The 23,862-nt window shown below is 70.0% G+C and carries 15 protein-coding genes; 13 read left to right on the top strand and 2 right to left on the bottom strand.

All coding sequences use genetic code 11. The features are described from left to right. Positions 1-259 precede the first annotated feature (259 nt). From ACYVIH_RS08715 to ACYVIH_RS08695, 5 genes are all read left to right on the top strand, one after another. A complete protein-coding gene (locus ACYVIH_RS08715) occupies positions 260-1,243 on the top strand; it encodes an ABC transporter substrate-binding protein (RefSeq protein ID WP_460868266.1) in 984 nt (327 codons plus the stop codon). A 195-nt stretch (positions 1,244-1,438) separates the two neighbouring features. Beyond that, positions 1,439-4,303, top strand: coding sequence for a cell wall-binding repeat-containing protein (locus tag ACYVIH_RS08710; RefSeq protein WP_460868263.1), 2,865 nt, complete (start codon positions 1,439-1,441; stop codon positions 4,301-4,303). 147 nt (positions 4,304-4,450) lie between these two features. Further along, entirely contained in the window at positions 4,451-4,906 is a 456-nt protein-coding gene (locus tag ACYVIH_RS08705) for a lamin tail domain-containing protein (protein ID WP_460868261.1), read from the top strand. A 97-nt stretch (positions 4,907-5,003) separates the two neighbouring features. Then, positions 5,004-6,314, top strand: a complete 1,311-nt coding sequence (locus ACYVIH_RS08700; protein WP_460868259.1) for a glycosyltransferase family 4 protein — start codon at positions 5,004-5,006, stop codon at positions 6,312-6,314. A 51-nt stretch (positions 6,315-6,365) separates the two neighbouring features. Further along, on the top strand, positions 6,366-7,418 hold the full coding sequence (locus ACYVIH_RS08695) for a D-glucuronyl C5-epimerase family protein (RefSeq protein ID WP_460868257.1): 1,053 nt from the start codon (positions 6,366-6,368) through the stop codon (positions 7,416-7,418). On the opposite strand, the gene ACYVIH_RS08690 is transcribed toward ACYVIH_RS08695, so the two are convergent. Further along, positions 7,405-8,946, bottom strand: a complete 1,542-nt coding sequence (locus ACYVIH_RS08690; protein WP_460868254.1) for a glycosyltransferase family 4 protein — start codon at positions 8,944-8,946, stop codon at positions 7,405-7,407. The genes ACYVIH_RS08695 and ACYVIH_RS08690 overlap by 14 nt on opposite strands. Positions 8,947-8,993: 47 nt before the next feature. Then, on the bottom strand, positions 8,994-10,088 hold the full coding sequence (gene wecB / locus ACYVIH_RS08685) for a non-hydrolyzing UDP-N-acetylglucosamine 2-epimerase (RefSeq protein ID WP_460868252.1): 1,095 nt from the start codon (positions 10,086-10,088) through the stop codon (positions 8,994-8,996). Between the two features lie 68 nt (positions 10,089-10,156). Between wecB and ACYVIH_RS08680 the strand changes: the two genes are divergently transcribed. The 8 genes from ACYVIH_RS08680 to ACYVIH_RS08645 all read left to right on the top strand — a co-directional run bounded on the left by ACYVIH_RS08680 (position 10,157) and on the right by ACYVIH_RS08645 (position 23,615). After that, on the top strand, positions 10,157-11,308 hold the full coding sequence (locus tag ACYVIH_RS08680) for a DegT/DnrJ/EryC1/StrS family aminotransferase (RefSeq protein WP_460868249.1): 1,152 nt from the start codon (positions 10,157-10,159) through the stop codon (positions 11,306-11,308). Positions 11,309-11,313: 5 nt separating this feature from the next. After that, positions 11,314-12,324, top strand: a complete 1,011-nt coding sequence (locus tag ACYVIH_RS08675) for a Gfo/Idh/MocA family protein (protein WP_460868614.1) — start codon at positions 11,314-11,316, stop codon at positions 12,322-12,324. Then, complete coding sequence (locus tag ACYVIH_RS08670; protein WP_460868247.1) at positions 12,324-13,859, top strand: glycosyltransferase family 4 protein; 1,536 nt, start codon at positions 12,324-12,326, stop codon at positions 13,857-13,859. The genes ACYVIH_RS08675 and ACYVIH_RS08670 overlap by 1 nt, the downstream gene beginning before the upstream one ends. A gap of 2 nt (positions 13,860-13,861) precedes the next feature. After that, positions 13,862-15,145, top strand: a complete 1,284-nt coding sequence (locus ACYVIH_RS08665) for a nucleotide sugar dehydrogenase (protein WP_460868245.1) — start codon at positions 13,862-13,864, stop codon at positions 15,143-15,145. A 126-nt stretch (positions 15,146-15,271) separates the two neighbouring features. Further along, positions 15,272-17,509: a cell wall-binding repeat-containing protein gene (locus ACYVIH_RS08660; protein ID WP_460868242.1), complete on the top strand. Its 2,238-nt coding sequence runs from the start codon at positions 15,272-15,274 to the stop codon at positions 17,507-17,509. A 153-nt stretch (positions 17,510-17,662) separates the two neighbouring features. Further along, on the top strand, positions 17,663-18,622 hold the full coding sequence (locus ACYVIH_RS08655) for an Ig-like domain-containing protein (protein ID WP_460868240.1): 960 nt from the start codon (positions 17,663-17,665) through the stop codon (positions 18,620-18,622). 238 nt (positions 18,623-18,860) lie between these two features. Next, positions 18,861-21,302 (top strand): cell wall-binding repeat-containing protein, encoded by a 2,442-nt coding sequence (locus ACYVIH_RS08650; RefSeq protein WP_460868236.1) that lies wholly within the window; start codon positions 18,861-18,863, stop codon positions 21,300-21,302. Positions 21,303-21,422: 120 nt separating this feature from the next. Next, positions 21,423-23,615, top strand: coding sequence for a S8 family peptidase (locus ACYVIH_RS08645; RefSeq protein ID WP_460868235.1), 2,193 nt, complete (start codon positions 21,423-21,425; stop codon positions 23,613-23,615). The last annotated feature ends 247 nt before the right edge of the window (positions 23,616-23,862 follow it).

The following is a 23,862-nucleotide window of genomic DNA, read 5'->3' as shown; positions in this document are numbered from 1 at the left end:
AGGTGAGCGACAAGGCCGGGCCGCCGGGTCCGACCAGGCCGCGCCTCCGTCGGCCGAGCGGGCCCGTCGCCGCCAAAGCTCAGTTGCCAACCGGTGGCCCTGCGCGCGTCGCCGGACGCCGCATCGAACGCATCTAGGCCAGCCGGCAATCCCTCGCGCCGCCACGAGACCCCGTGACTAAAGTGAGCAGCGCGGGTGCACCACAGCGCCCACCGGACACGCGCGGCGAGAGCCGCGGGACACAGAAGGGGGAGCGCAGATGGCTTCCGCATCACTTCCGAGGAAGACCCGGGTACGTCGATCGCTGGCGGTCGCACTCGCCGCACCCCTGGTGCTCCTGGCGGCCTGTGGCAACGGCGGCACCGACGCTCTCGACGGGGGCGACGGCAACAGCGGCGAGAGCGCAGCCAAGGGCGAGGTCGTGATCGCCTACCAGGACTACACAGAGATGTCGATCATGGCGGAGATGTACGCCGCCCTCCTGGAGAAGGAAGGCTTCCAGCCGACCCTCAAGGGAGTCGGCGACCGGGCGATCTACGCCGGCCAGCTCGCCAGCGGTGACGTCCACGTCGCCCCGGAGTACGTCTCCTCGATGACGGAGTTCCTCAACCGGGACATGAATGGCGCCGACGCGGCCCCGGTGGCATCGCCGGACCTGGAGGAGACGATGGGTCGCCTCCGCGAGCTCGCGGCGCACCACGAGATCACCCCGCTCGAGCCGGCCGAGGCTGAGGACGCGAACGCGTTCGCGGTGACGAAGCAGTTCGCCGAAGACAACAATCTGGAAACGTTGAGCGACCTTGGGGAAATGCAACAACCCATCGCACTCGCTGCGGCGCCCGACTGCCCTGAGCGCCCGGACTGTCAGGGCGGCCTCAAGGAGGTCTACGGCATCAAGATCGACAAGTTCGAGCCGCTGGGCTTCGGTACGCCGGCCACCAAGGATGCGCTGACCAAGGGCGAGGTCGACCTCGGCCAGGTCGGCACCAGCGACGGCCAGATCGAGCAGCTGGAGCTCGTCGTACTCGAGGACGACCTGGACTGGCAGAACGCCGAGAACCTTGTGCCTGTGGTGAGTTCGTCCTTCCTCGACGAGCACCCGGAGGTCGCGGACGCGCTCAACGCGCTGTCCGACGTACTCACCACCGAGGACCTGATGCGGCTCAACGCGCAGGTCGACGCGGAGCGCCAGCTGGCGTCGGATGTGGCCGAGAGCTACCTGAGTGACAAAGGTCTGATTTGACCCGTTTGTGCGTACGAGCGTTGGGGTAGAGCATGCCGCGGCGACACGCCGTGCCGCCGACACCGAAATGTGACGCATGTCAAATCCTGTGGTGGAACTGACAGGAAGGGGGTCGTCGGTTAGTGTTGCCGTCGGGAAGCGGGGGAAATCCGCTTTCTGTGGGTTCTACAGGACCCTCCCATATGCAGGAAGGGTGTGAACCCAGCAGTGCGCCAATGTGTTTGTGGGAAGCACGGCGTACTAGTAACGTCCAGGCTCGCCGCCTGTAGGGTGTGCCGGGAGGCTGAGATCCGTGGGGTCGCAGTCGTTCACCGGGGGACGATTCCCCACTGTTCACTAAGAGTCTCTATGGAGGAGATCTTGAGTAAGTCAACCATCGGGTTGCGTCGCTCTGGGCTCGCTGCCCTCGCGACGACCTCCCTCGTGATGGGTGCGATCTTCGCGGGTGCTGGCGTTGCCAACGCTGACGCGGACTTCGACTTCACCCGTGTCGCGGGTGACGACCGGTACGAGACCTCGGCGGACATCGCCGGTCAGTTTGGTGCCGCGACCACCGCCATCCTCGCCAGCGGCGAGCCGGGCCACTACCCGGACGCCCTGTCCGCCAACTACCTGGCTGGCCTGAAGGACGCTCCCGTCCTGCTGACCACGCTTGACGAGACCCCGCAGTCGGTCAAGGACCGTCTCGCTGCGGCTGGTGTCGAGAACGTGATCATCGTTGGTGGCGAGCTCGCCGTCAGCGCTGCGCAGGAGGACGCTCTCGCGGAGGACTACAACGTCAGCCGCCTCTCCGGCCAGAACCGCTTCGACACCAACGCTGACATCATCGGCGAGGGCTCGGACGACGAGACGTCCGACACCGCGCTGATCGCCACCGGCCTTGCGTTCCCCGACGCGCTCGCCGGCGGTCCGGTTGCCTTCCACGAGGGCATGCCGATCGGCCTCAGCAGCGGCGCTGACATGCCCGACCAGGTCATCGAGGCTCTCAAGGGCGCCGGCGTCAACAAGGCCATCGTGCTCGGTGGCGAGAACGCCGTCCCGCAGAGCGTCGTCGACGAGCTCGAGGGCAACGGGATCGACTTCGTCACCCGTCTCGAGGGTCGCAGCCGCTCGCTGACCGCGAAGCAGATCGCCGACTACGCAGTCGAGAACTTCGGCTTCGTGGACACTGCCGCCAACGTGGCCTCGGGCCGCTCGTTCGGTGACGGTGCTGACGCCCTCGCCGGTGGCCCGCTCACCGGTCAGCAGGTCCGTCCGCTGCTCATCACCGAGAACGAGAACATCGCCGGTGGTGCCGCGGACTACCTGGAGGAAAACGCGAACACGCTGACCGAGGGCCTCATCTTCGGTGGCAACCTGGCGATCTCCCAGGCTCTTGAGAACGAGCTCGAGGACGCTGCTCAGGCGACCACCACGAACCAGTCCTACACCGCGACCCCGGCTGAGGCTGCCACCAACCAGGTGTCCAGCAGCGCCATCGACAACACCGGTCGCCGCGCATACTCGGTCTCTGGTCTCGAGGCTGGGAAGACCTACAACGTCGCGCTCGCCCCGGCGGAGACCGTGTCCAACACGGCCGGCACCGTCAAGTTCTCTGACGCGACCAAGGTCGGACAGACTGACGCTCGCATCGAGGTCGTCAACGGTGCTCTCACCGATGGTTCTGACCAGCAGACCGCCACGGCACAGTCTGACGGGACGATCACTTTCACGGTCGACTCGCAGGCTGTGGACCAGGTGATCCCCGTCGTTTGGCAGGACGCCGAGGCCACCGGTGACCGGGCGCTCGACCTGAACGCCGACGGCACCCCGTCGGAGAAGTTCGCCATCGCTGGCCAGAAGAACTGGATCTCGGCTGAGGCTGGGGCCGGAGCTCCGACCGGCGACGTCACCGTGTCTCTTGTGAACCGCGAGGCGGACTACTTCCTGGGCAACGACACCGCGGCCGACGAGACCTACAACTACGACAACAACGACGTCTTCCGTCTTAACGGCGTCGCGATCAGCATGTCGCAGTTCGAGGGTCTTCTGACCAAGGATGACGTCATCGACGGCGCCACCAGCAGCTACGACCCTGATGTCGCCGACACGTCGATCTTCAACGTCCAGACGGACACGGTCGCTGCTCCCACCGGGCTCAAGGTGACGATGAGTGACCTCGATGCAGACGGTACTGCGGATGACGCCACGCTGACCTGGACCGCGTCCACTCAGCCCGACGCCATCTACAACGTCTACACCGGTTCTGCCGCTGACGGTTTCGGCGCAGGCGACACCGCCGTGAAGGAGAACCTGACCGGCACGTCGACGACTATCAACAACGCAGCTGGCACGACCTACATTGTGGGCGCTGAGGGCAGCACGTCCGGGGCGCGTTCCACCAACGACCCGTCGGTCGCCGCCGCCACGCCGGTGGACGCCGCTCCCGCGGTGAACGCAAACGGTGCGCTCGTTGACGTCGATGACGACAGCGACAACGCAACGTCCAACGGTGACGTGTGGAAGTTCCACCTCTCTGAGCCGGTGACGGTCGCCTCTGACGCGGCCATCCAGTTGACCAACGCTTCTGGTCCGGTCTTCGAGAATGGTGTCAACGCCACGTTCGCGCTGAACGCAGCTGGTGACGTCCTGACTGTCACCCTGGGTGGCACGCCTGCGGCGACCGCCTACACGGCGACGATCCACGACATCCAGGGCATTCGTGACGCCGACGAGGGCAACAAGGCCCTCGCGTTCGCCGGTGACACGGCGCTGGACAACAATGGCGTTGAGGTCCTCAGCAACACGTTCGAGGCAGCCGCAGGCAAGACCACCGCGACTGTTACGTTCAACGAGGACCTGATCCAGGTCAGCGCAGAGAACGAGGGTAACTACACCTTTACCTCTGCTGACCTGACGGGTGCTCAGAACCTCGTGAGTGCAGTGCTCGGGGCCGATGGCCGCACCGTGACATTCACCTTCGATGGGGCTCTCGGCACGGGCGACACCCTCGACATCCTTGCCACCCTGCTGGACACGGACGGTCAGGGCGCCACGCCTGACACGCTCACGGTGTCGTGAGTTAGCAACGCGAATATCGGCTCTCGGAGCTAGCCGAGGTCTGATTGCATGGCGAGTGGCCGGTCCCTTCGGGGGCCGGCCACTCGGCGTTTTCTGTGCCCGGACGCAATGAGCGGACCGTCGGAGCGAGATGGGAGACTCGTGGTCATGTATGTGCGAACAGCAGCGACGGTGTCTCTTGTTCTGGCCGGCCTGGCAGCGGGATGCTCCGACGACCTGTCCGACGAACTCTCGTTGTCCGGGACGGAGGCAGAGGCATATGCGACGGCGTACCTGTCCCAGGTGGAGCCGGCGCCTGAGGGTGATGACCTGGCGGATGGCGCTGGGGAGTACGTGGTGATCGAGCAGAACGCCGACATTCGGGTTGACATGGGTGGCTGGTACATCGAGGACGCCGATGGCAATCGGCTCAGCCTGGGCATCGGTCGTCAGATCGACCCCGGGGCGGAGCTTCGGGTGTACAGCAGTTGCGGTGAGAGTTCGGATGAGGCTGTCTTCGTGTGCGCAGACCAGGAGGTGCTGGACGATGAAGGCGATGTGCTGACTCTGCGTGACTCAGCTGGTGGCGAGGTAGCCACGTTCACGTACGGTGAGGGCGACTAGCAGGGTCATGGGTCCATACAGGTTGCAAGGCTGCGTGGGCCCACCCGCGTACGGTCACTACCTGGACGTTGCTGCAGAGACCTTTCGAGTTGGGCATGTGGATGAGGTTGGGACGGCGTTCGCCGAGGCGACGTCGGTGTGCTTTGACCGGGCGCTGCACTTTGACGGGCTCAACTCGCCGCTGGCCGAGGATCCGGAGGGCTACCTCGCCGACTGGCACGCGAGTGCGGTGGTCAGGCGGCTTGGAGCGCCGCGGCTGCCGTCACGGCACGACCGGAGTAGTGGCGTGGGCGGCCAAACGATTGAAGGAGAGCGCCGTACCCGGGTGCTGGTCACCACCCGGAAGAACGCCAACTTCCTCGGTGAGATCCGGGAGTACCTCGACCAGGATCCGGCCATCGAGCAGCGTTTTCTCGACCTCGCCGCCTTCCCCCGGCTGAACCGGTTCGCCGGAGACCTGGCGCGCACAGCGGCGCAGATCCTCGGCGACCGGCCCGAGCTGCGCGGCATCCTCGAGCGGCGGGTGCAGCCGCACCTGGACTGGGCCGACGTAGTGTTCGTCGAGTGGTGCCTGCACCAGGCTGTGTTCGTCACGATGCTCGACCCGAGGGATACCCGGGTCGTGGTCCGGCTGCATAGCCAGGAGTTGTTCACCGTCTGGCCGCACCTGGTCGACTTCTCCCGCGTCGACGACGTGGTCTTCGTCAGTGAGCACTTGCGCGAGCTCGCAATCGTGGTGATCCCGGCGCTCACAGGCCCCAACGCACCTGCGCTGCACGTGATCCCCAACGCCCTCAAGCTCCAGCGCTTCGTGCGCCCCAAGCCCGCCGAGGCCCGCTTCAACCTCGGCCTGATCGGCTGGGGACACGTGGCCAAGGACGCGCTGTGGGCGCTTGACGTGATCCGGGCGCTGCGAGCCCGCGACGAGCGGTACACGCTGCACCTGTACGGCGCCGACTTCCGCCGCGACTTCGGTGCGGCGGCCCAGGAGTACGGCGACCGGCTGATGCCCGTGCTCGAGGACCTGGAGCGCCAGGGCGCCGTACAGAGGCACGGCCACTCCGACGACGTGCCAGGCGTGCTGGAGAATATCGGTGTGGTGCTGAGCAGCTCGGTGCGCGAGAGCTTCCACGCCGCCGTCGTCGAGGGTGCGGCGAGCGGTGCGGTGCCCGTCGTACGCGACTGGCCGTTCTTCGCCGGACGCCCGCACGGGGCCCGAACGCTGTTCCCCGTCGACTGGGTGGTCGACACCCCAGAGCAGGCGACCGAACGGGTCCTCGCCACCACCGCCGACGAGGACACCTGGCGCCGGCTTGGGGCCGAGGCGTCCGGGCACGCGCTGGCCGAGTTCGACTGGGAGGTCGTCAAGCACCGCTTTGATTCCCTGTTCCTGCCTAGGGGTGCCTGAACGCTCCGCCGCGTTCAGCCTCCTCGTACGCCCCTCGGTAGGATGGCGCGCATGTCCCCCCGGTCCTTCCTGGTGTCCGTCGCTGCCCTCGGGCTGGTCGCGACCGGCTGCACCGGCGACGGCGACACCGCGCGACGGAGCGCTGCGCCCACCGCCAGCGAGACCCCGCACGTGCGGATGGTGCACCAGCGGCCGTTCTACGGGGAGGTCGCCGACGGCGGGAAGTGGCGCACCAGCGGGCTGGTGCCCAAGCCGGTGCGGAGCCGCCCGTTCACCAACGGCGTGCTCAGCGAGGGACAGCTCGAGCAGCCGGTCGATGAGGACGGAGTGCGCTACTTCGAGCGCTTGGAGAAGCAGTACTTCCACCCCGTCGCGACCGCGCAGTACGCGCTGGCCAAGCTCGACGAGGCCAACCGGACCGGGTCGGCCGAGTCACTCGAGGCCGCCCGCATCAACGGCCAGGCGCTGCTCGACCACGCCGAGGTCGTCGACCGCGGGCTCTACTTCCCCTACCCGTTCGACTTCCCGCTCGGCGGGCGCAAGAAGCACACCGTGCACGCGCCCTGGTGGTCGGCGATGGCCCAGGGCGAAGCGCTGTCGCTGTTCGTCCGGCTGTTCGAGGCCACCGGCGAGGAGAAGTGGCGCACCGCGGCGGACAAGACCTTCCTCACCCTCGACGACCTCGGGCCACGGGATGAGCCGTGGTCGGTGTACGTCGACCGGCGCAAGTACCTCTGGTTCGAGGAGTACGCCGGGGACACCCCGCCGCTCGTCGTGCTCAACGGGCACATGTTCGCGATGTTCGGCGCGTGGGACTACCACCACCTGACCGGGTCGAAGAAGGCTGCCGAGCTGTTCGACGCCGCGGCCACCACCCTGCGCGAGCACCTGCCGCTGTTCCGCAAGGACGGCGAGGCGTCCTTCTACTGTCTGCGGCTCCCGCTGTGCAAGAAGCCGGAGTGGCAGAGCGAGAAGTACCACGGAATCGTCGAGCGGCAGATGCGCTACATCGCAGACATGACCGACGACCGCTGGTTCGCCCGGGAGGCGAACCGCTACGCCGCCGACTACGACGGCTGGCCGCTCCCGCCTACGGACGGATGAGCCGCTCGTAGACCGAGTCGAGCACCTCGGCCTGCTTGCGCCAGGTCCACTCCTCGAGCAGGCCGGGCTTGTCATAGGCCGCCCGGTAGCGCTGCGGGTCGGTGAGCACCGCCCGGATCGCGCGCAGGTAGTCGTCGAGGTCCTCGGCCCGGAACACCTCTCCCTGGCCTGAGGCACGGACCATGTCGCCCATCGTCTTCACGTCGCTGACCACGATCGGCAGCCGGGCGTGGGAGTACTCGAAGAACTTCGTGGCCAGCGAGATCTCGTGGTTCACGTGGTGGTGGGTGGGGTGCACCCCGATGTCGGCGGCGGAGACGTACTCCACGACGTGCTCGGGAGCGACGTACGGCAGCAGGTGCACGCGCTCACGCACCCCGAGCTCCGCTGCGTGCTGCATGAGCTCCTTGACGAACGGGCTCTCGGGGTTGGCGATGATGTAGCCGACGTGCACGCCCGGCAGCTGAGGGAGCGCCTCGACCATGATCTGCACGCCGCGCTGCGGAGCCATCCCGCCGCTGTAGATCAGCAGCGGCGTCGTCTCGTCGATGCCGCACAGCTCGCGGAGCCGTGGCCCGTCCTCGGGGAACTCCGCCTCGCCCACCTGCGGGGCGTTGAGTACGACGCCCGGCCGCTCGTCGAGCCCGTGCTCCTCCTGGAGCATCTCCGCGAGCGTCTCGGAGACCGTGATCACCGCATCGGCGTCGTGGATGTATTCGCGCTCGTAGGCGATCTGGGCCGGCTGCCACCACGGGTGCGCGCCGGGGCGGCTGATGCCGGGGACGTACTCGTGGGCGTCGTAGACCAGCTTCACGTCGCGGCCAGCGGCGCGGGCCCGGGTCACCGCTCGCGCACCGACGCCGATCATCGCGACGTCGTTGGCGTGGATGATGTCCGGCTGCAGCCTGTCGATCACGTCGCGGTAGGCAACCTCGAAGTCCCACAGGTGCGGGTCCATCACCCGCCAGGCGCGCTCGCCCATCAGCTTCTCGACTGCCGTGGTGCGCGCGCGACCGAGCGGCGAGTCGGTGAGTGCCGCGGTCGCGTCCCGTTCGGTGGCCGCGACTCGCTTCTCCACCCAGCGCGACTCGGCGAGTGCGCGGGCGAGGGCCACCTTGTTCAGCGCGAGGCCGACCCTGGGGCCCAGGCCGCCGTCGGCCACGTCCTGGCGCAGGCGCATCCGGCGCAGGCGAGCGTCGTACAGGCGGACCTCCGCCTCGCGCCCGCGGTAGTCAGCGAGCCGACGGGTCGGGTAGGCCAGCGAGCCGCGGACCAGGCCGCCGCGGGTCATCTCGTAGTGCCGCTTGCCGAGGGTGTTCTCCACCGGGAGCAGGCGCACCTTCGCCTCACCCAGCCGGAACCGCTCGGGCCGCTTGCCGGTGGCCTTGCCGATCAGGAAGACGTCCCAGCCCAGCTCCGCGGCCGACTGTGCCTGCTTGCGGACTCGCGAGTCGTTGCGGACGCCGTTGTCGACGAGCATCACGACGCGGCCTCGGCTGGTGCGGCGCGACTCGGCGGCCTCGGTCATGGACGGGAACCTCCTGGTGGACGACCTCGCAACGCTACCAACCGAGGTCAGCCGTCGCTGAGTCCGCTCTCCAGCGCCTCGACGGTCCGGCGGCCGGCGTCACCTGCGCCGTAGTACGGCGGACGGTCGCCCTCAGGAGCCGGGCGCGTCGCGGTGTCGCCCCATGCGCCCTGGTCCATGGCGAACGGCTGAGGAACCAGCACGTTCCAGCCGCCCTCCAGCGTCTCGACCCACTCGGTCTCCGGGCGCAGCGTCGTGCATGGGCGGCCGAGGAGGTAGGCCTCCTTCTGCAACCCGCCGGAGTCGGTGACCACACCGGCGGAGCCGATCACGGCACCGACCAGGTCGGCGTACGGCAGCGGGTGCCCGCAGCGGACCGAGCCCTGGTTGAGCGGGATGTCGAACTGGCTGGCCCGCGCCACCAACCGCGGGTGAGCCAGCAGGGCGACCTGGACGGGCAGTGCCGCGAGCGCGGAGACCATCCCGCGCAGCACGTCGGGGTCGTCGGTGTTGTCCGGGCGGTGCAGCGTCGCGACGAGGTAGGGCCGGTCGGGGTCGATGCCCTCGGGCAGCGTCGGGCGCGGGTGGGCGCCGCTGAGCACGGCGTCGCGGACCTTCCAGCAGACGTCGACCATCACGTCGCCGACCAGGCGGGAACGCTCGCCGAGCCCCTCCGACGCGAGGTGACCCATCGCCTCCTCGGTCGGGGCAAGCAGCAGGTCGGCGGCGTGGTCGGTGAGCACCCGATTGTGCTCCTCGGGCATGCGTCGGTTGAACGAGCGCAGCCCGGCCTCGAGGTGTGCCACGGGGATGTGCATCTTCACCGCCGACAGGGCGCCGGCGAGCGTGGAGTTGGTGTCGCCGTACACCAGCACCCAGTCCGGCTGGTGCTCGTCCAACACAGGGTCCAGCCCGCTGAGGATGGTGCCGGTCTGCACCCCGTGGCTGCCGGAGCCCACGCCGAGGTGGATGTCGGGGTCGGGAATGCCCAGTCCGGTGAAGAAGACGTCGGACAGGCGTGCGTCGTAGTGCTGTCCCGTGTGCACGATCACGTGCTGGTGCGACGTGCCCGCGAACGCGTCCGCGACGGCCGCCAGTTTCACCAGCTGCGGGCGCGCTCCGACGATGCTGATCACCTTCATGCGCGCAAGGTTAACGAGGGCCTGCTTGGTAGCATCGAGCGCTGTGCCCGCTGCCCCGAGGAGACGTGTTGTCTGACCAGGAATTCATCGCCCCGGCCCGGCCGGTGATCGGTGAGGACGAGATCGAAGCCGCGGTCCGCGTGCTCCGCAGCGGCATGGTCGTCCAGGGCCCCGAGGTCGCCGGTTTCGAGGAGGAGTTCTCGGCGCTGGTCGAGGGTCGCCACTGCGTGGCGGTCAACTCCGGTACGTCGGCGCTGCACCTGTCGCTGATGGCCCTCGGTGTGAAGCCGGGCGATGAGGTGATCGTCCCGTCGTTCTCGTTCGCCGCCACTGCCAACGCCGTGCGGCTGGTGGGCGCGGACCCGGTGTTCGTCGACATCGAGCCCGACCAGTTCTGCATCGACCCGCGCGCCGTGGAGGCCGCAATCGGTCCGAAGACCGTGGCGATCATGCCGGTGCACCTCTACGGCCACCCGGCGGACATGACCGCGCTGACCGCGATCGCCGAGCGGCACGGCCTGGCGATCGTCGAGGACGCAGCGCAGGCGCACGCCGCGACCTGGCAGGGCACGCCGGTCGGCGCGTTCGGGGCTGCGGGGTGCTTCAGCTTCTACCCGACGAAGAACATGCACTCCCTCGAGGGCGGGATGATCACCACCGGTGATGCCACGCTCGCACGCAACCTGCGGCTGCTGCGCAACCAGGGGATGGAGCAGCGCTACGCCAACGAGGTGGTCGGCGCCAACATGCGGCTGACCGACGTGGCCGCCGCGATCGGCCGGGTGCAGCTGGGCAAGCTCGACGGCTGGACCGAGGCGCGGCGCGACAACGCGGCGAAGATGTCCGCCGGACTGGCCGGCACCGGTGTGGTGCCGCCGCCGGAGGCCGATGGTGCCCGGCACGTCTACCACCAGTACACGGTCCGCGTGCCCGAGGACGTGGCCGGTGGCCGGGACGCGCTGCAGGCGGCGTTGAAGGACGCCGGTGTGGGCAGCGCGGTGTACTACCCCACGCCGATCCACGAGCTCGCTCCGTTCCGTCCCGGCTACACCGACCTGGCGGGGCAGCAGCCGGCCAACCGCGACTGGGACCTGCCCGTGACGATGCAGGCCGCGCGTGAGGTGCTCTCGCTGCCGGTCTTCCCGGGGCTGACCGACGCCGACCTGGACCGGATCGTCGGCGCGATCACCACCGCGACCACCTCCGGGGTGGCGCAGTGAGCCGGGTGCTGCGCGCCGGGCTGGTCGGGCTGGGTGCGATGGGCCGCCACCACGCACGTGTGCTCGCCGGCCTGGACGGCGTGGAGCTGGTCGCGATCGCCGACCCCGACGGTGACCCGCACGGCCGCGGCCAGGGTGTGGAGATCGTCGCCGACGTCGCTTCGCTGATCGAGCGTGGCATCGACTACGCCGTGGTCGCCGCGCCGACCGGGCTGCATGTGCAGATGGGTCTGGCGCTTGCCGAGGCCGGGGTGTGCGCGCTGCTGGAGAAGCCGCTGGCGGACTCCACCGAGGGTGCGGTCGCGCTGGTGGAGGCGTTCGAGTCGGCCGGCCTGGTCGCCGGCGTCGGGCACATCGAGCGCTACAACCCCGCGCTGCAGAACCTCCGTTCCCGGCTGGAGGCCGGCGAGCTCGGTGACATCTACCAGGTGCAGACCCGCCGGCAGGGGCCGTTCCCGCACCGGATCGCCGACGTCGGCGTGGTCAAGGACCTCGCCACCCACGACATCGACCTGACCGCGTGGGTGACGGGTCAGGAGTACACGACCGTTGCCGCGCAGACGTTCCACAAGTCGGGTCGTCCGCACGAGGACGGGGTCGCGGTGACGGGCAAGCTGGACGGCGACGTGGTGGTCAACCACCTGGTGAACTGGCTGAGCCCGTTCAAGGAGCGGTTCACGATGGTCACCGGCGCGAAGGGTTCCTTCGTCGCCGACACCCTGACCGCCGACCTGACGTTCCACGCCAACGGTGCGGTCGAGACCGACTGGGAGGCGATCCGCGCGTTCCGTGGCGTCGCCGAGGGCGACAGCACCCGGTTCGCGTTCTCCAAGCGCGAGCCGCTGCAGGTCGAGCACGAGAACTTTCGTGACGCGGTCCTCGCCGGGCACGCCGGTGACGGCATCGTCACCCTGCGTCAGGGCATGCGCACGGTCGAGGTCGCCGATGCCGTGCTGAGGTCGGCTGCGAGCGGTACGACGATCGACGTACGGCCCGCGCCTGCTCAGGGAAGCTGATGCGGCAGGCCGGCAAGGGACGCGTGGTCATGCTCGTCGACAACGACGTCGAGCGTGACAGCCGGGTGCAGAAGCAGGCCCGCTCGATGGCCGAGGCCGGCTGGGACGTGACCCTCCTCGGCAAGGCCGGACGCGGCGGTGGCCGGCGCTGGCGGATCGGCGACGCGAAGGTCCGGCTGGTCCCCACACCCGGGCCGCTGACCCGGCGGCCCGGCGACCTGCGGCGAGCGCGGCTGCGGTCCCCGCTGGCCTACTCCGCCGGCTGGGTCGCCGACCAGCGCGAGCAGGCGGTCAAGGCGATGCGCGCAGACCTCCAGCAGCGGCGGATCATCGCCGCCGACCCGCGCGAGGGCGACCCCCGTCGCAGGGCGGAAAGCCTGCGGATCTTCCCCGCCCGAGCGCGCACCGCGCTGCTCGCCCGCTGGGTCGGGCTGCGCGCGGAGAAGACCCAGGCGTTGATCCGGCAGCGGCAGCTGTCCGACACTGCGCTGGACCGGCTCACCACGTCGTTCTGGGAGAAGGCGATGGGCGATGCCGTGTGGCGGCGGCTCGACCCGCACCTGTGGGACTTCGAGCTCGCCTACGGCCCCGAGATCGACCGGCTCAAGCCGGACCTGATCCACGCCAACGACTTCCGGATGCTCGGCGTCGCCGCCCGCGCCGTCGTGCGCGCGCGTGCCGAGGGCCGCGAGGTCAAGCTGGTGTGGGACGCCCACGAGTTCCTGCCCGGCATCAAGCCGTGGGAGTCCTGGCCCCGGTGGCACAAGGCGCAGACCGCCCACGAGCGGGAGTACGCCCCGATGGCCGACAAGGTGGTCACCGTCTCCGCCGAGCTCGCCGAGCTGCTCCAGGAGCACCACGGACTGCGCGAGCTGCCGACCGTCGTGCTGAACACGCCCTACGCCGCGGTCGCACACGAGGGCGCTCACCAGCCGACGATCCGCGACTCGCTCGGCCTTGGCGCTGACGTGCCGATCATGGTCTACAGCGGCTCGGCCGCCTACCAGCGCGGTCTCGACATCATGGTCGAGGCGCTCCCGCAGCTGCCGGACGTGGTGTGCGCCTTCGTCGTCGCCAAGCCAGAGTCGGACTACGTCCGCTCACTGGTCGCCAGGGCCCGCGAGCTCGGCGTCGAGGACCGGGTGCGGCTGCTGCCCTACGTGCCGTTCGACCAGGTGGTGCCGTTCCTGTCGACCGCCGACATCGGCGTGATCCCGATCCACCACTGGCCCAACCACGAGATCGCGCTGATCACCAAGTTCTTCGAGTACTCCCACGCGCGGCTCCCGCTCGTTGTCAGCGACGTCCGCGCGATGGGCCACATGACCCGCAACACCGGCCAGGGCGAGGTCTTCGAGGCGGAGAACCTCGACTCCTTCGTCGCCGCGGTCCGCAAGGTGTTGGACAAGCCCGAGCGCTACCGGCAGGTGTACGACGACCCGGCGCTGCTCGAGCAGTGGACCTGGGAGGCCCAGGCCAAGATCCTCGACGAGGTCTACACCTCGTTGCTCACCCACCCCCAGAAGAGGAGCTGACGGTGCGCATCTGCGTTGTCGCGCTCGGCAAGATCGGCCTGCCCCTGGCCGTCCAGTTCGCCGACAAGGGTCACACGGTGATCGGTGCCGACATCGACCAGCGGGTCGTCGACCTGGTCAACGACGGCGTCGAGCCGTTCCCCGGCGAGGCCGAGCTCGACGTGAAGCTCGCCTCCGCGGTGCGCGACGGGCGGCTCCGGGCCACGACGGACACCGCCGCTGCCGTCGCCGAGAGCGAGGCCGTGGTGCTCGTCGTACCGCTGTTCGTCGACGCCGAAGGCGTGCCGGACTTCCGGTCGATGGACGCCGCGACGAAGGCCGTGGCAGCCGGTCTGCGGCCGGGCACGTTGGTGTCGTACGAGACCACGCTCCCGGTCGGTACGACGCGAAACCGGTGGGCCCCGATGCTCGCCGAAGGCTCCGGACTCGAAGCAGGCAAGGACTTCCACGTCGTGTTCAGCCCCGAGCGGGTGCTGACCGGACGGGTCTTCGCCGACCTGCGCAAGTACCCCAAGCTGGTCGGCGGGATCGACGAGGCGTCGGCCGCTCACGGCGTGCGGTTCTACGAGCAGGTGCTCGACTTCGACGAGCGCCCCGACCTCGACCGGCCCAACGGGGTGTGGGACCTCGGCTCCTCGGAGGCCTCCGAGTTCGCCAAGCTCGCCGAGACCACGTACCGCGACGTGAACATCGGGTTGGCCAACCAGTTCGCGCGCTACGCCGACACCATCGACGTCGACATCATGAAGGTGATCGACGCGTGCAACACCCAGCCCTACAGCCACATCCACCGGCCGGGCATCGCGGTCGGCGGGCACTGCATCCCGATCTACCCGCGCATCTACCTGTGGAACGACCCGGCCGCGACCGTCGTACGCGCCGCGCGTGAAGCCAACGCGGGGATGCCGAACTATGCCGTTGACCTGCTCGCCGCCGGCTACGGGTCGCTCGACAGCGCGCGGGTGTTGGTGCTGGGCGCGGCCTACCGCGGTGCGGTGAAGGAGACCGCGTTCTCCGGGGTGTTCCCGACCGTCGAGGAGCTGAAGCGGCGCGGGGCGCGCGTGTTCGTCTCGGACCCGATGTACACGCCCGAGGAGCTCGAGGAGCTGGGCCTGCCGGCGCATCGTGGTGAGGACGTCGACGCCGCGGTGATCCAGACCGACCACGCGGAGTACCGCTCCCTCTCCGCTGCCGACCTGCCGGGTGTGAAGGTGCTCGTCGACGGGCGCCGGGTGACCGATCCGGCCAACTGGGGCGGCGTGCGGCGCATCGTCATCGGCGGCTGAGCTGCCGGGGTGACGCGGGCTCCCGCGTCACCTTTCGGGTGGTTGGGTCGTTGGGCTGGGCGCACCCTCGCCTGCGTGTCGCAGGCGTCGTGGGGGAACGCCCGACACCTGGACCCAGGAGAGACCTTGAGCCACCCAGAGCTGCGCCGCGCCCGGCGCACCATCGCCGTCCTCGCCACGGGGGGCCTGCTGCTCGGCGGCGTGGTCGCCGCGGCCGGCAGCGCGCAGGCGAAGCCCGACTTCGAGCTGGAGCGGCTCGGCGGTGACAACCGGTACGAGACCGGCGCGCTGATCGCAGCGGAGTACGCCACCAGCTACAACCGCGCGGTCCTGGCCAACGGCGAGCCGGGCAGCTACGCCGACGCGCTGACCGCCAACTACCTCGCCGGGGTCCTCGACGCCCCGATCCTCCTCACCCAGACTGACGAGACCCCGAGCGAGGTCCTGGCGCAGCTGAAGGCCGCCGGGGTCGAGGAGATCACCGTCGTCGGCGGGCCCAACGTGGTCAGCGAGGAGCAGGTCGCTGCCCTGCGTGCAGCCGACTACACCGTCACCCGCGTTTCCGGCCACGACCGCTACCTGACCAACGCCGCGGTGATCAAGGCCGGGGGCGACGCGGAGGAGACGCTGGGCCTGGTCGCCACCGGCCTGAACTTCCCCGACGCGCTCGCCGGCGGGCCGCTGTCGTACGACGGCCGGCCGCTCGGTCTGGCCTCTCCGACCGAGATCAGTGACGAGGTGGTCACCGCGCTCAAGGACGCCGGTGTCGAGGACGTCCTGATCCTGGGCGGCCCCTCGGCGATCGGGCAGCAGGTCGAGACCAAGCTCGACGCCGAGTTCGGCACCGTCACCCGGCTTTCCGGGCGTGACCGCGCAGCCACCGCGGTGGCCGTCGCCGAGCACGCCGTCAAGGAGCTCGGCTTCGCGGCCGCCGGGGTCAACGTGGCGTCGGGGGCCGAGCAGGGCTACGGCGCGGATGCACTCGCCGGCGGCCCCCTGACCGGCAAGCAGCAGCGGCCGCTGCTGGTGACCAGCACCGCGACGGAGCCGGGTGCCGCGCTGCTCGGCTACCTCGAGGACCACGCCGCGACCCTGGCCGACGGCACGCTCTTCGGCGGTCCGTCGGCGGTCGCCGGCACCGCTTTGCAGCGGATGAACCAGGCCGGTCGCTCCGTCGCTCCGGGCACGGCCGCCTACGACGTGACCGGCGGCGGCGCGGTCGACGAGGGCGCCACCGTGCAGTACGCCGTGTCGGGGCTCCCGGCCGGCGGTGACTTCAAGATCGCGCTGGCCGAGGACGACCACGTCACGCGCGGCGCCGACGGCACCACGACCTTCACCACCGGCACCGGCGAGGCGGCCGGCGCCGCAGACTTCGGCACCGTCGCGGCCGACATCACCGAGGTGAACGGCGTCGTGATCACCCAGCCCGGCCCGACGTACACCGGCAAGGCCGACGCTCAGGGCAAGGTCACCTTCGTCGTGCGCGGAGCGAGCGGCACCGAGGAGCAGGTCGTCCCGGTCGTGTTCAGCGACACCGATGGTGACGGCGCGCTGGACACCGACAAGCAGGGCAAGGCGACCGAGCCGTTCGGCGCTGGTGGCGCGACGACGTTCGCCACCGTCTCCGCGATCCAGGCCGCCCCGGAGAGCGCCCTGCGCGCCTTCGGCACCCAGCACACGGTGACCGCGCAGCTCGCCGGCGACACCCTGGCTGCTCCGCGGGCGGGGCAGAAGGTGATCTTCCAGATCACCCGCGAGGTGAACGGCACTCCGGCCCAGGACGGCGCCGTGGTGCAGCAGCAGGTCGCGACCACGGACGCGCAGGGCAAGGCGTCGTGGAGCTACACGGTGTCCGACCCCCAGACCGGCACGGAGGGCAACGACACGGTGATCGACACCGTCACGGTCCACTACGACCGGGACAGCAACGGCCAGGTCGACTCCGGTTCCGGCGCGGTCAGCGATACCGCGACCGTCACCTGGGAGGACGACGCCCCGGCTGCGACGGCTGTCACGATCACCCAGCCGGCGGCGAACGTGCAGAACACCGTGGGTGGACAGCAGACGGTGACCGCGGTCGTCACCGACCAGTACGGCAAGCCGCTCGCCGGCCAGGCGATGACGTTCGAGGTCTCCTGGGGCACCTTCGGCAGCTCGTCGATCGAGGTGACGCGGACCACCGACGCCAACGGGCGAGCGACGTTCACCTACCAGGGGCCGGCGACCGCGCGCACCGACACGGTGACCGCGACCGTGGTCCGCGGTGACGAGGACGCACTGATCGGGGCGATCCCGCCGGACCCGGCAGACCTCAGCGACTCGGTGCAGGTGGAGTGGGTGGCAGCCGGCACCGCCTCCTGACCTGAACCAGCGCGATGCCCGTCACGGTGACCCGCCGTGGCGGGCATCGCTGTCCGGGCGCGATGGCCCTTGCTCAAGAGCCGTCACCTCCGGCCGATAGGGAAAGGGACGGCCCGGCCGTCGTACCCGAACCAGATCGCCTGGAGCAACCTCATGCGCAGCCGCGTCATCGCCCCCCTCTCCGTCGCCCTCGTCGCCGCTTTCGGCCTCGCGGCCCCGACGACCGCCGCAGTCCCGGCGGACACGGACGCCGTCACCGCCCCCGCGGCGTCGGCCACCACGACGTACACGATCAGCGGGCGCACGCTCGCCGCCGACGGCACCAAGGTGCACTACGTCGACGTCGCCGCGATCGACCCGACCACCGGCGAACGCGAGGCGTCCGCGATCAGCTACGGCGGTCACTACGAGCTGGTCGTGGAGCCCGGCAGCTACCTGATCCAGTACCGCGACCTCGACAACCGCTTCGTCGGACTGCCCACCGCTCTGCTGCCGGTCACCGTCAAGGCCGACGTGAAGCTGCCCGTGGTCAAGGTCGTACGTCGGGCGCCGGCCAGCCTTGCGTCCGCGGCGCTCGGAGGCGCGAAGCACCCCAACGGCGTGATCGTGTTCTCGCCCGGTGTCTGGGCGCGCACCCCGCAGTCGGTGACCTACCAGTGGACCCGCAACGGGCAGCCGATCAAGGGCGCGACCGGCTCGACGTACCGGGTGCTGCCCGGCGACGTCGGCGACCGGATCGCTGCCAAGGCCGTGGTGAGCTGGGGCGCGGGGTACGAGCCCGCGACCCTCACCGCCCCGGCGGTCCGGATCGGCAAGGGTGACGCCAAGGTCACCGCGAAGCCGAACTCCCGCAGCGTGGCAGTCGGCAAGCGCGCGGTCGTGACCGTGCGGGTCGCTGCCGCCGACAACCGCCGCCCGGTCGGCAAGGTGTTGGTGAAGTCGGGTGCCCGAACGCTGGGCAAGGCGACTCTGCGTGCTGCCAAGCGCGGTGTCGTGCGGGTCGTCCTGCCGAAGCTGTCCGCGGGCAGCTACCGGCTGACGGTGACCTACAGTGGCTCGGGCGTCACCTACGGTGCTCGTTCGAAGGTGTTCACGCTGACCGTGCGCCGCTGAGCGCAGACCTCGGCGGTCGAGCGTCCATGGGTGGTCGAGCTGTCGAGACCTTGGTTTCGACGGGCTCGACCAGCGGGCGTGGTCTCGACGGGCTCGACCAGCGGAAATACCTCGACCGGCGGGGCGCCGGAAACTACACGTTTGTAGTTAAACGGACCAGGTGGACACAGCTCTGGACCGTACCCAGAATGGTCTCGCTAGTCACATCAATCACTCCAGAAACATTGGTCGCCGCTGTATGAAGTCCTTGATCGCCCAGACCACCCGACGCACGCTGGTGCGCTTCACCGTCACCGCGGTGGCGCTCGCGCTGGGTGTGCCTGCGCTCGAGGCAGCACAGCCCGAGACCTCGGAGTCGGTGACCAGCCCGACGATCGCTCCGGTCCCCGCGACGGTGGCTCCGACGACTCCCGCCGAGGCCGCGACGGAGGCCGCGGAGCCGAGCGAGCGACCGGCTGAGACAGGGACGCCGCAGGTCACCGAACCTGCACCGGCGACCGAGCCTGCACCGGCTGTCGAGCGTCCGCAGGTCAGCGAGGACACCGAGCCGACCATGGAGACCGTCGCCGTGCCGGACGAGGCCACGGCGGAGCAGTCGGCGCCGCAGCAGGGTGGACAGGGTCGCCCCAGCGAAGGTGCGGACGAGCCGGCTGTCGTCGCGGCGCTGTCCAGCACGCGCACCCAGGACTTCGGCATGGTGGGGGTGACCTGGAAGGGTGACTCGGCACCGGCCGACCTGCAGGTGCAGGTCCGGACTCGCGCCGAGGGCACGTGGACCGACTGGGAGGGCATCGACGTCGACGACACCCAGGTCGAGGGTGAGGGGTCCCGGGGCGGCACGGATCCGGTGTGGGTCGGTGAGTCCGACGGCGTCGGCGTACGCCTGATCTCGGCAGCCCACGCTCCCGAGGATGTGCAGGTCTCGCTGATCGACGGCGGGACCGGCCTGGCCGAGCCGGCTGACTTCAGCTCCGACCTGGCGCTGATGGCGGCGACCACCACCGCGGAGGAGCCGGCCGCAACGCCGACGACGCAGCCCACCGCCGGTGAGACCGGGGTGACGGCCACCTCGACCACGGCAGTGACCCCGAAACCGGCCATCGTCACCCGCCGGCAGTGGGGCGTGGACCAGAGCTATGAGACCGCCTGCTCGAGCCCGCTGACCGCCCCGGCCGCGAAGGGTGTGGTCATCCACCACACCGCCGGCGCCAACGGCTACACCGCCGACGAGGCACCCGGCATCGTGCGCGGCATCCACCTGTACCACACCAAGTCCCGCGGCTGGTGCGACATCGGCTACAACTTCCTCGTCGACGCCTACGGCACGGTCTACATGGGCCGCCGAGGTGGTCAGAACCAGCAGGTCCGTGGCGCGCACGCCGGCAACTGGGACTTCAACCACTACACGACCGGCATCTCGATGATCGGCAACTACGACACTGTCGCCGTTCCCGAGGCCACCAAGCGGGCGGTCATCAACCTGACTGCGTGGCGGCTGTCGTACTTCGGTCTCGATGCGATCGGCAAGCTCACCCTCAGCGGCGGCACGGTCGACATCATCTCCGGTCACAAGGACATCTCGTTGTCCGGCGCCCGCCCCGCGACCGCGACGGCGTGCCCGGGACGCTACGGCTACGAATGGCTCAACGGCGGCATGCGCGACCAGGTGCAGGCGCTGATCGACGAGGCCCGTGCCAGCGCGCCAGCACCCACCCCGACGCCTACCCCGACACCGTCGGCCAGCCCGACTCCGAGTCCTACGCCGACCGTGACACCGACACCCGAACCGGTAATGCGTCGGCTCTCCGGCACGAGCCGCTACAGCACCGCCGCGGCGATCTCCAAGCAGGCGTTCCCCAACCGCAACGGCACCGTGTTCCTCGCCTCCGGTGAGGACTTTCCCGACGCGCTGTCGGGCGGGCCTGCCGCCGCCGGCGCGGGTGCGCCGATCCTTCTCGCCATGAGCACCGGCCTGCCTCAGGAAACGGTCGAGGAGCTCCAGCGGCTCCAGCCGGACCGGATCTTCGTGCTTGGCGGGGAGAACGCCCTGTCGACCGCCGTGACCGAGCAGGCCGGAAAGTACGCCGAACGGGTGATCCGCCTCCAAGGCAGCGACCGCTACGACACGGCGGCGCGGATCAGCCAGCGGCTGTGGTCGAACTCCGACATCGTCTACATCACCTCCGGCACGTCCTACCCGGACGCGCTCTCCGGCGGTGCCCTCGCCGCGCGCAAGCGGGCGCCGATCCTGCTCACGGACCGCACGACGCTGCCTCAGCCGGTCAAGGACGAGCTGGCCCGGCTCCAGCCGAGCAAGGTCGTCGTCCTCGGGGGCACCGCCGCGGTCAGCCTCGCTGTCCAGAAGCAGCTCGCCCAGGCGGTTCCCGGTGTGACCGTGAGTCGGCTCCAAGGTGGCAACCGCTACGAGACCTCCGCGGTCATCGCCAAGGCCGGGTGGCGCAACACCGAGCGCGCCTACTTCGCTGCCGGTACGAACTTCCCGGACGCGCTCGCGGGCGTGCCTGCTGCGGGCACGTACGGCGCACCTCTACTCCTCACCACGGAGACCTGCCTCCCGGCCGAGGTAGCGCAGGCTGCCGCGGCACTGAAGCCCGACGACCGAGTGCTCCTGGGTGGTCCGGCAGTGCTCGCCGACAGCGCTTCGACCAAGCGCTGTTAGACCGGTCGGGCGACCGAAGGTAAAGACTCGGGACCTGCTGGCCGATAACCACAGTGCGGTGATCGGCGAGGTGCTTGCCTGGAATCACCGGGGGACCTACACGCATACCTGAAACGAGCCATGAGTCCGAGCCTGCCCCGCAACCGGGATGCCATCGCCCTCCTCGCTTTCGCCCTCACCGGTGTGGCGGCGATAGGGGTCGGCATCGCGCGTGCCGACCTGGGCAGCGACCCGGACCCCGCCGGTCCGGTCGCCTCGGCTCCCGCCTCGGTGGAGGCGGCGTCGCCCTCGCCGGTGAGTACGCCGACCAGCACGCCGGGCGTCGTGGCCACGGCCGAGCCTGTGGTGACCGACGAGCCCGAGCCCGCATCGTGGCGCGTGGTCGACGAGTCCGTCGAGACCCCGGCCCGCGCGGTCGTCGCCGAGGTGGCTGCCATCGCCGACGAGACGCAGCCGCTGCGCGTGGTCTCGGTGCACGACGTCGACGGCCGGCCCGAGATCGTCGTACGCCAGGTCGCCGGACGCGCCGAAGCGGTCGACGCGGTGCGTGACGCGCAGTCTCAAGACGACGTGCTCGCCGTGACCCTCGACACCGAGGTGCACACCCTCGGCGCCCCCGTGAGGACGGCTCTCTCCGGGACCGAACCGCGTCGCCCGGACCAGTGGGCGCTCAACCGGCTCGCCGCCGAGCAGACCTGGGACAACGCCACCGGACAGGGCGCCGTCGTCGCGGTCGTCGACACCGGCGTGGACGGCACCCATCCGGACCTCACCGGCCAGCTCACCGCTGCCGGCTTCGACTTCGTCACCGACTCCGGCGACGGCCGCGTCGACCTGAACAAGCACGGCACCCACGTGGCCGGCATCGTCGCCGCCGTGCAGGGCAACTCCGTCGGAGTCGCCGGCCTGGCCCCGCAGGCGAAGGTGATGCCGATCCGGGTGCTCGACGCCAACGGCAGCGGCTACAACTCCGACGTCGCGCAGGGGGTCACCTACGCCGCCGACCACGGCGCGGACGTGATCAACCTGTCCCTGGGCGGCAGCTATGCCGACCCGGTGCTGCAGAGTGCGGTGAACTACGCCCTCGGCAAGGGCGTCATCGTCGTCGCCGCGGCCGGCAACGAGCGCACCGAGGGCAACCCGGTCACCTACCCTGCGGCGTTCCCTGGCGTCGTCGCTGTAGCCGCGACCACCGACGCCGACGCATCGTCCTGGTTCTCAAACACAGGCTCCTACGTCGACGTCGCGGCCCCCGGCAGCAGCATCCTCTCCACCGTTCCCGGTGGCGGGTACGTGAAGCTGAACGGCACCTCGATGGCCACGCCGTACGTCGCCGCGACCGCCGCGCTGGCTGTCGACGGCACCGACGGCGCGCTCACCTCGGCCCAGTTCGAGTCGGCCCTCGCCAAGAGCGCCGTCGACCTGGGTGCAACCGGCCGCGACGACTACTTCGGGGCCGGACTGGTCAACCCCAACGCCATGCTCTGCACGCTGATCACCTGCTCGGTCGTGCCCGACGGCGACAGCACCGAGACGCCCACCGGCACGCCGACCGCGGAGCCGAGCGACAGCCCCGAGGCGCTGCCCAGCATCGAGCCCAGCATCGAGCCCAGCCCGACGCCCACCCCGACCGCGCCGGCGCCCGGTGGCGGCGGTGGTGGCGGGGGTGCCGCTCCAGCTCCGGATCCCACACCGACTCCGACACCCACGCCGCCCACCCCGACCCTGGACCCTGAGCCGGTCGAGCAGCCGCGCACCGACCCGGTGCCGGACAGGCCCGCCGCGCAGCTCAGCTTCGTCGCCGGTGCCGGTAGGGCCAGGGTCGGTCAGCGCCTCCCGGTGCAGGTGCAGCTGGAGACCGCCGACGGTCAGGTGATCGTCGGTCAGGACGTGGCCGTCCAGGCATGGCGTGAGGGGCAGGTCGTGGCCCGTCGGGTGGCGACCACCGAGGGCGATGGCGTTGCGACGGCGTACTTCCCGATCACCGCGACCACGCGCTTCACCGCGCGTACGTTGGACAGCGACGAGGTGGCTCCGACCCAGGCTGACGGCGCCGCCCGCTGGATCGCGACCCCCCGGTTCCGGCTCGGTCACACCGGCCGCCGGGCGAGCCTGCGCCTGGTCGACAACCGTGGCCAGCGCGTGTTGGTGCAGGCCAAGCGCGGCAAGCACTGGGTGACCGTGCGCCGTCCGCGGCCCGATGCGACCGGTCGCGTCGTGGTACGTGGGCTCCGCGCCGGCGTCTACCGGGTCCGCATCACGGCCGCCCCGGGCCTCGCTTCGGTGAACAGTCGGCTCTGGCGGGCGCGCTGAACGGTGGGCGTAGACGGGTCATCCGTTTCCGGTCGTTGGTCCTGAACCGGCGAACCCGGCCACGCATCCTTGCGGGGACCAAGTGCTCTGCCGTTCGCCCCTGCGCCACGTAAGTCTGAGTTGGGGGATTCCATCAACTCATGTGGGGGGATCCAATGAGGTCTAGCTCCATCCGACCGTGGCTCAGACCCGATCTCGCAGTTAGCCGCTGGGGCCTTGGCGCCAGGCGGCTTGGACGAGGGTGACG

The sequence above is a fragment of the Nocardioides pakistanensis genome, assembly GCF_054781215.1.
Note: the sequence above shows the minus strand (reverse complement) of the source record. Positions and strands in the feature narration are given on the sequence as shown.